General features: G+C 51.5%; 1 protein-coding gene. It reads left to right on the top strand.

Annotated features, from left to right (window positions below; translation table 11 throughout):
* Positions 1 to 270 (top strand): ATP-binding cassette domain-containing protein (locus D1841_RS18425; RefSeq protein ID WP_166554408.1); only part of this gene is annotated, 270 nt, incomplete at both ends.

Genomic DNA, 270 nt, shown 5'->3' with positions numbered 1-270 from the left:
GTCTGCGGCTTTACCGCTGGCTACGATACGGTGCTGGGCGAAAGAGGCGTGACGGTGTCCGGAGGGCAGAAACAGAGAATTTCAATCGCGCGCGCTTTGATGAAGGATGCGCCGATATTGATTTTGGATGATTCGGTTTCAGCGGTGGACACCAAGACGGAAAGAATGATTTTGCAGAATTTGCGTTCGGTGCGGAAGGGAAAAACGACGCTTCTAATCGCGCACCGTATTTCCACCATCGAGCAGATGGACCGTATTTTGTTCTTGGAA

The organism is Neglectibacter sp. X4, assembly GCF_009917365.1.
Lineage (GTDB): Bacteria > Bacillota > Clostridia > Oscillospirales > Acutalibacteraceae > Acutalibacter.
The sequence above is the reverse complement of the archived record's forward strand: the minus strand, read 5'-3'. Positions and strand labels throughout refer to the sequence as shown.